At 64.3% G+C, this 7,947-nt stretch carries 7 protein-coding genes; 3 read left to right on the top strand and 4 right to left on the bottom strand.

Annotation, left to right across the window (positions count from 1 at the left end; all coding sequences use genetic code 11):
* The 3 genes from Q8O35_RS11800 to Q8O35_RS11790 all read left to right on the top strand — a co-directional run.
* A partial coding sequence (locus Q8O35_RS11800; protein WP_305573531.1) for a hypothetical protein occupies window positions 1-566 on the top strand: 566 nt, incomplete at its 5' end.
* A 27-nt stretch (window positions 567-593) separates the two neighbouring features.
* Window positions 594-1,577: a hypothetical protein gene (locus tag Q8O35_RS11795; protein WP_305573529.1), complete on the top strand. Its 984-nt coding sequence runs from the start codon at window positions 594-596 to the stop codon at window positions 1,575-1,577.
* Complete coding sequence (locus Q8O35_RS11790) at window positions 1,574-2,563, top strand: hypothetical protein (RefSeq protein ID WP_305573527.1); 990 nt, start codon at window positions 1,574-1,576, stop codon at window positions 2,561-2,563. The genes Q8O35_RS11795 and Q8O35_RS11790 overlap by 4 nt, the downstream gene beginning before the upstream one ends.
* 111 nt (window positions 2,564-2,674) lie before the next feature.
* Here Q8O35_RS11790 and Q8O35_RS11785 read toward each other — a convergent pair whose 3' ends face one another.
* The 4 genes from Q8O35_RS11785 to Q8O35_RS11770 form a co-directional block, all read right to left on the bottom strand.
* Window positions 2,675-3,346 carry a 3'-5' exonuclease gene (locus tag Q8O35_RS11785; RefSeq protein WP_371133127.1) on the bottom strand — a complete coding sequence of 224 codons (672 nt, stop codon included), beginning with the start codon at window positions 3,344-3,346 and terminating at the stop codon, window positions 2,675-2,677.
* Window positions 3,339-4,940, bottom strand: coding sequence for a peptide chain release factor 3 (locus tag Q8O35_RS11780; RefSeq protein WP_305573523.1), 1,602 nt, complete (start codon window positions 4,938-4,940; stop codon window positions 3,339-3,341). Before Q8O35_RS11780 ends, Q8O35_RS11785 begins: the two co-directional genes overlap by 8 nt.
* Window positions 4,941-5,098: 158 nt before the next feature.
* A complete protein-coding gene (locus tag Q8O35_RS11775; RefSeq protein WP_305573521.1) occupies window positions 5,099-6,394 on the bottom strand; it encodes an OFA family MFS transporter in 1,296 nt (431 codons plus the stop codon).
* 521 nt (window positions 6,395-6,915) lie between these two features.
* The gene (locus Q8O35_RS11770) at window positions 6,916-7,797 is read right to left on the bottom strand and encodes a tRNA (adenine-N1)-methyltransferase (protein ID WP_305573519.1); all 882 of its coding nucleotides are present in this window, start codon (window positions 7,795-7,797) and stop codon (window positions 6,916-6,918) included.
* Window positions 7,798-7,947 lie beyond the last annotated feature (150 nt).

Raw genomic sequence — 7,947 nt, 5'->3', positions numbered from 1 at the left:
ATGGCGCGCATGGCTGGTATGGCACCACCGGAAGCGCCTCCTCAACCGGTCCGGCGCACCGGGGCAAGGTGACGCTTCCGAACGAAGTGCGCGGCAAGGCCAGCCCCAGGCCCCCCGCAAAGGTAACCTGGAAGAACGACGACCGGACACGGCCTGACCCGAAGCAAGACGATCTTAAGCCTGAGATGCAAGACGCAGTGGAGCGGATAAAGGAAGAAGTGCCCAAGCTGGACACCGTGAATGTGAACAGCGGGCGGCGGCCTTTTGATCCGGCCAATCCCAATGACCCGCACGCCGATGGCCGTGCCGTGGACATCAACAACATCAACGGCGTGCGTGTGGTGAATCTGGAGACGGCCACCGGACCGGAGGCCGAACGGGCGCAGGAAGCGGCGGCAAATCTTGAAAAATGGGCGAAAAATGAGCCGAAAATTAAACAGCTCATCGGCCCAACGGGCTGGCTGGAAAGGGGCAGCGATGGCGTCATGCGTCCAAAGCAGCTTACGAAGCCGAAAGATTTCAAAACACTCGACGAACACAAAAACCATTACCACATCGGCATGTAATCCTGCCGGTTTCCAGGAGAATAGACCATGATCCGCCCCTTGCTGGCCCTGCTGCTCCTGCCGTTGCTGGCTCTCCCGGCCCTGGCGCAGGACTACGCGCCTCCGCCTCTGGACGATCCGCTGGCCCTGCGGCTCATTTGCACCAGCACACAGGAGTGGACGAATTATGGCCCCTCGTACAGCCGCGCCACCATCTTCTCGGTGCCGGAACCGGATGGCCGCACGGAACGCCTGTACGTAGGCTTTGTGGGCGACATCTTATACTCCCGCACCGGCCACGCCTTCTGGCGCGGCCCGGTGGCCACGCGCTGGCAGGGGCTTCGGGAGGCGCGTGAGTGGATCCCCAAGTTTAGCGCGAAAAACCCGGCCCGGTACCGGCTGGACAGGCTGACCGCGCTGCCGGGCGGGCGCATGGACAACGCCACCATGGAGATCGACCTGGACGCCCGACCCCCGCAGTTGCGGCTGTTGGGCGGCGGGCCGGGGCAGCCCAAGTATTTGGACTCGCAGCCCCTGGGCGAGGCGGTGCCCATGACCGAAACGCTCAAATTCGTCACCCGCTTGCGGCAGCAGGCCAAAGCCGACACCGGGACGCTGGGCTTGCGCACCTACGCAGTGAACCTCGGCAAAGAGAATCCTCCTGTAGACCGGCTCAATCCTCTGCCTTTTGAGGAAAGCGACAAATCCCCCTACCTCCTTGCCGTGTGCCGCGCAGGCGACCCCGGCGTGCATGCCCTGCACTTTCTGCCGCCGCGCTACGACAGCTGGATCTTTGAAAAACTGCTGGCCGCGCCCACGCGGAACGATGCGGATGGAAGTTTTGTGCTGCGGATCTTTTCCCTGTACCTGGGCAAAGACGGTGACGGCGATGAGGCGATTCTCGGCAGCCGTTCGGACGTGAGCGTCGGTTTGCGAAATATGGACGTGAAGCTTGTAGAGTCGCAGCTCTACAATGATCCGGAGTCCGGGTCATGGTACCGGCCCAAGCCGACCAAGAAGGGCAAGCCATGATCCGCCCCTTGCTGGCCCTGCTGCTCCTGCCGCTGCTGGCCTTGCCGGCCCTGGCGCAGGACTACGCGCCTCCACCTCTGGACGATCCGCTGGCCCTGCGGCTCATTTGCACCAGCACGCAGGAGTGGACGAATGACGGACCATCATATAGCCGGACCACCATCTTCTCGGTGCCGGAACCGGATGGCCGCAGCGAACGCCTGTACGTAGGTTTTGTGGGTGATCTGTGGTATGTCCGCACCGGCCACGCCCTTTGGCGAGGCCCGGTGGCCACGCGCTGGCAGGGGCTGCGGGAGACACCGGGGCACAACCCAAGCTACAGCGCGAAAAACCCGGCGCGGTACCGGCTGGACAGGCTGACCGCATTGCCGGGCGGGCGCATGGACAACGCCACTATGGAGATCGACCTGGACGCCCGGCCCCCGCAGCTGCGGCTGCTGGGCAGCGGGCCGGGACAGCCCAAGTATTTGGACTCACAGCCCCTGGGCGAGGCGGTGCCCATCAACAAGGCGCTCAAACTTGTCACTCGTCTGCGGCAGCAGGCCAAGGCCGACACCGGGACGCTGGGGTTAAGGGCGTACGGCCTGGACCTGGGGGTGGAAAATCCCCGCACGGACCGGCAGACGCCGCATGCGTATACGGAAGAGGACAAGACGCCCTACCTGCTGGCCGTGTGCCGTGAAGGCGACCCCGGCAAGAGCGCGCTGCACTTTCTGCCCTTGCGCTATGGCGGCTGGGAGTTCAGGAAATTGCTGGCCGCGCCCGCGCCGAAGGATGCGGATGGAAGCTTTGTGCTGGACATGTTCTCGGAATACGAGGGCAAAGATTCAAGCGGCTACGTGGGCAGGCTTGGCAGCCGGTCGAACGTGAGCGTGAGCCTGCGCAGCCTGGATAATAAGCGTGTGCAGTCGCAGCTTGTGTACGACTTCGAGGGAGATGAATGGTTCCCGGAGAAACCGGCCAAGAAGGGCAAGGCCAACCCCTGACCTTTCAGGTCACAAAAACAGGCGGCCCGGCATTCCTCGCATGGAGGAGCCGGGCCGTCTGTATTGCGCCTGTATGGGGGCGCAGAGGGCGGGAAAGACCTCCGTTCAGCCTTATTCGTCCCGCAGCACGCCCATGTCCGCGAACTTCAGGTACAGTTCCCGGCTGATCCAGGCATCGGTGGCGGCGTAGACGATCTGCTTGGTGCTGAGCGCCTCGCGCGCCCAGTTGGAGCACTGCGCGCCCTTGCTGATGCGCACGCCCAGCAGGTTGGCCGAGAGGTTGCGCAGGCCGTGGGTCAGCATGCCCAGGCGTTTGGCCACCTCGCCCAGGTCCACGAAGCGGCGCTCGGTGAACTCGAAGTGCTCCTTCAAGCCCTTGAGGTCGTCGCGCACGGACACTCCGCTCTTGATGATGTGGCGCGAGGCCAGGAGCTCGGTGAGCACGGCCTTGTCCTGCAGCTTGGATAGCTGGAAGATGTAGACGTCCTTGTGGCTGGCGAGCTGCAACAAGGCCGGGGGCGGGATCTGCCCCTTCTTGAAGATGGGCCGGGTCTCGGTGTCGAAGCCCAGGACTTCTTCTTCATGCAGCACATGCATGGCCTGATGCAGTTGGCGGTCGCACTCCACCAGGATGATCTTGCCCACAAAGGCGGTGAGGGGCAGCAGGCCGATTTCCTCGGAGGTGAAGGAGCGCTTGTGCTCCTCGACCATTTCCGCGCCTTCGCGCAGGGGGGCCAGGTACGAGAGGTCTGGCGGTGGCGGTTTCGGGGTTCTTCTATTCATGTTCACGCGTGGTGTTGAAGCTTACCCCGGTCCATTTTTCCTGGGTATCCTCCAGCCGCCACTGGCTGGGGGCCAGATAGGCCAGGTTGTCCTCGGCGTCTTTGGCCAGGGAGCCGTGCATGGCCCGCTCGAAGTCGGCCAGCTTGCGCTTGTCGTCGCAGCTGATGAAACGGGCGCAGTTGTATTGCGCAGGCTCGTACAGGGCCTCCACGCCGTATTCATCCTTCAGCCGCGCCATGATGACGTCGAACTGGAGCACGCCTACGGCGCCCAGGATGTAGTCGTTGCCCATGAGCGGACGGAACACCTGCACGGCGCCTTCCTCGGCCAGCTGGGCCAGGCCCTTTTGCAGCTGCTTGGCCTTGAGCGGGCTTTTCAGGATCACGCGGCGGAAGTGCTCCGGGGCGAAGCTTGGGATGCCGGTGAACTTGAGGGGCTCTTTTTCCGTGAAGGTGTCGCCGATCTTGATGGTGCCGTGGTTGTGCAGGCCGATGATGTCGCCGGGCCAGGCCTCGTCCACATTGCTGCGGTCCTGGGCCATGAAGATGGTGGCGTTGGCGATGGTCACGTCTTTGCCGATGCGGTGGTGCTTGAGCCTCATGCCGCGCTGGAAGCGGCCGGAGCAGATGCGCAGAAAGGCGATGCGGTCGCGGTGGGCCGGGTCCATGTTCGCCTGGATCTTGAACACCACGCCGGAAAACTCGGTTTCAGTGGGGTCCACAACGCGCGTGACGGCGGCGCGGGGCCGCGGGGCCGGGGCCAGCTCGACAAAGGCGTTCAGAAGTTCCTGCACGCCGAAGTTGTTGATGGCGCTGCCGAAGAACACCGGAGTCTGCTTGCCTGCCAGGTAGCGTTCGCGGTCAAAGGGATAGCCAGCGCCCGCCACCAGCTCCATGTCGCGCCGGAGATCCTTGGCCTGTTCGCCCAGAACCTCGTCCAGCCTGGGATCATCCAGACCCTTGATGACGAGGCCTTCCTGAATCTTGCCGCCGTGGGTGGCGCTGAACAGGTGCAGCTCGTTCTTGAGGATGTTCCAGGTGCCCTTGAAGCCCTTGCCCATGCCGATGGGCCAGGTCATGGCCGCGCACTCGATGCCGAGGCTCTCCTCAATGTCGGAGAGCAGCTCAAGGGGTTCGCGGCCTTCGCGGTCCATCTTGTTGATGAAGGTGATGATGGGCGTGTCGCGCAGGCGGCACACGTCCATGAGCTTGCGCGTCTGGGTCTCGACGCCCTTGGCCGAGTCGATGACCATGACGGCGGAATCGACAGCCGTGAGCACGCGGTAGGTGTCCTCGGAAAAGTCCTGGTGGCCGGGGGTGTCCAGCAGGTTGACGGCGTAGTCCTGATACTCGAACTGCATCACCGAGCTGGTGACGGAGATGCCGCGTTCGCGCTCCATGGCCATCCAGTCGGAGGTTGCGTAGCGGGCGGCCTTTCTGGCCTTGACGGTGCCAGCCATCTGGATTGCGCCGCCGTAAAGCAGCAACTTTTCGGTAAGGGTCGTTTTGCCCGCGTCCGGGTGGCTGATGATGCCGAAGGTGCGGCGGCGGCCCGCTTCACGGGTGAGATCTTTGGCGAATTGGGGGTCGGTCACTGGTGCTCCAAAAGAGGGACGGCAAGGCAAAAAATGCGCCTCGCCGCGTGGAAAATCGCGGTACTTTCCCCCAGATGAGGGCAAAGGTCAAGTGCAGTCCTGTGGGGCGTTGGGCGGGGCAGGGGGGCGCGTCAGCCCCCCCTGCGTGTGCGTGAAGTCTAGGCCCGCGATGTTTGGGGCTTCTTGGTGATGGTCGTCAGCGCGGCTGCGGCGAGCATCAGTCCGGCTGCGATGTAATAGGCCAGGGTATAGCTGCCCGTGGCATCGGCGATGCGGCCGGCCAGAAGCGGGCCGAACACGCCGCCAAGGCCCCAGGCGGTGAACAGGATGCCGTAATTGAAGCCGAAGTTCTTCGCGCCCCAGTAGTCTGCAACCGTGGCCGGGAAAAGCGCCAGGCATGCCCCGTAGCTGAAGCCCACCACCGCGCTGCCGACAAAGAATCCGACCATGCCGTCCAGGCCGGGAAAGGTCAGCATGACACAGGCCTGGGTCAGGCACACGGCCATGAGGGTGCGGATGCGGCCGAACTTGTCGGACAGCATTCCGGCCATGAGCCGACCCATGGCGTTGAACACGGCCATGGAGGCAACCAGCATGAAGCCGGTCTGAACCACGCCGCCAGTCTGCACGGCGATGATCTTGGCCAAGTGCCCGATGATCATGAGACCAGCCAGGGCGGCGAAGGTGTATTCGGCATACAGCAGGTAAAACGAGCGCGTGCGCAGCATGACGCGCCAATCCGGCGCTGCGCTTGGAGCGGCGGCTCCGGGCGTGGGCTGCGGCGCCAGGGTCAGCGGCGGGTTCACGATGCGGCTGCTCAGGGCCAGGGCGATGATGGTGAAGGCCGCGCCAAGTATGCGGAACGCTCCGCTCACGCCATGCTCCGTCAGCAGGTAGCGCGAAAGGGGCGCGATATACACCGGCGCAAGGCCGAAGCCGCTGACCACCAATCCGGTGATGAGGCCTTTCTTTTCCGGCGGAAACCACTTGATGGCCGCTGGCGTGGCTGCGGCGTAGCCCAGGCCAAAGCCCGCGCCCGCCATGAGCCCGAAACCGATGAGCACCGGCCAGATGACTCCCGGCTGCACCAGGCTGGAGACCATGAGGCCCAATCCGGTGAGCACCGCGCCGGCCATGGCCACCTTGCGCGGCCCCAGGCGATCCTGCATGCGCCCGGCAGGCACCATCATCAGCGCGAACACGCCGATGGCCAGCATGTAAGGCAGACTGGCTTCGGTCTTGGACAGGCCCAGGCCGCCTGCCTCCGCCGACTCTGTCATTTGCTTGGCGAAAACGCTCCAGGCGTACAGCACGCCCAGAGCCAGATTCAGCCCCAGTCCGCAAAACACCACAGCCCAGCCCCGACTGATGCCGGTGGGAGCCGCCGCCGCCGCAATGCAGCGTTCACCAGCGTGGGGGCGCCCACTCCTGTCATCGTTGTAATTCGCCGTCACCCTGTCCTCCTGTGCTGTGGTTGCCGCGCTTCTGCGGTCCCTGGAGTCGGGATGCCGTGGAGTTTGCGCTTCGGGGCTCCTATCGCAAACCGCACACTGCGTGTCGGTGCAATCGGTGAAAGGCGCAAATACGCAGGGCCAGCGGCAAGTTGGGGCTGCGGTGGGAGAGGAGAGTGCAGGGGCTCTGCCCCTGCACCCCGCCAGAGGGCACAAGCCCCTCTGGACTCCCTGTGCCGCCGGATGGCCTGCCCGCAAAGTCGGGCAGGCCATCCGGCGGAGTGTTTTGCGCGGGGCGAAAAGCGGCAGCGGGCCGATTACTGGATTCGGTCAGGTTGAAACAGTGTGGAATGGTTGTTGTTGGCAATGATTCTGAGGCCGTGCCCAAAACGCATCCATCCCGACACCTCTGCAATCGAAAGGGCCTGGGACGAGTTTTGCTCGTCCCAGGCCCTTTCGATTGCCCCGAGGGGGTCCGGGGGGAATCATTCCCCCCGGAAAAAGCTCTTCTATTGCTTCCGCGCCTACTCCGTCGCTTCCGTGTCTTCGGGGTCGCGGTCCATCTCGTCATCAGTCTCCGGTCCCAGCTCGGGGTCGGATTCCGAGGCGGCGGCCTTGGGCGCGCGCGTGAAGGGTTCTGGCTTTTCCATGCAGCGGGCGAACACCAGGAAGCCCGTATGGGCCACCATGCGGTCTTCGGGGCGCAGGCGGTCAGGCACGGTCTTGTAGCGGCGCACCAGGATCTCCAGGGCCTCCAGCTCGGTGAAGGGCCCCTGCTCCAAGCCGCGCAGCAGGTCGCTCACCTGGTTGCAGGTGGGCAGCAAAAAGCCGCACATGGCGCCAGGCCGTACGGCCTTGGGGATGTGGTGCAGGCAGTCCTGGGGCACGCGCACGTCCAGAAACAGGGCGTCGGCATCGGTCTGCTCGAACCCGGTCTGCTCGATGTCGGCCAAGTGCTGGGTGACGCGGTGGGAAAGCCCCACGCGGGCGAGGTTCTTCTGGGCGAGCTTGTAGAATTCCTCGCGGCGCTCGTAGGTGTAGACCATGCCGGTGTCGCCCACGTAGGTGGCTAGGGCCGTTGTCAGGCCAGCGGAGCCGGTGCCCGTCTCGACCACGCGGCAGCCCGGAGTGATGCCCAGCTTGAGCAGCAGGTAGCCGATCTCCTTGGGGTACATGATCTGCGTCTGCCGCTTGACGCCCTTGATGAGTTCGTACACCGTGGGCTTGAGGATGCGGTAGGGGTGCCCCAGGTGCGAGCGCACGATGCCGCCGTAACCGGCCTCCGCCACCTCGGACATGAGGATGCGGCCATCGTGGGTGTGGAGCTCTTTTGTGGGGTCCAAGGCCTGCATGAAGCGTTTGCCCTTGGGGCTGATGACCAGCACAAGCTGTCCGGCTTCGATCATGGTTCCTCCGGTGGATGCGGGCAAGGCCGCAAAAGTGTCGCGTGGTGTCGCGTAATGTTGTTGCGTTGACCTGGGCCTACAGGGCGCGCCGTGCCGCGTCAAGCGGGTTGGAGAGTCGAAGCGGCGGGCCTCGTGGCCTGGCCAGAAAAG

Source organism: Humidesulfovibrio sp., from assembly GCF_030689645.1.
In the GTDB taxonomy this organism is placed as follows: Bacteria; Desulfobacterota; Desulfovibrionia; order Desulfovibrionales; family Desulfovibrionaceae; genus Humidesulfovibrio.
The sequence above is the reverse complement of the archived record's forward strand: the minus strand, read 5'-3'. Positions and strand labels throughout refer to the sequence as shown.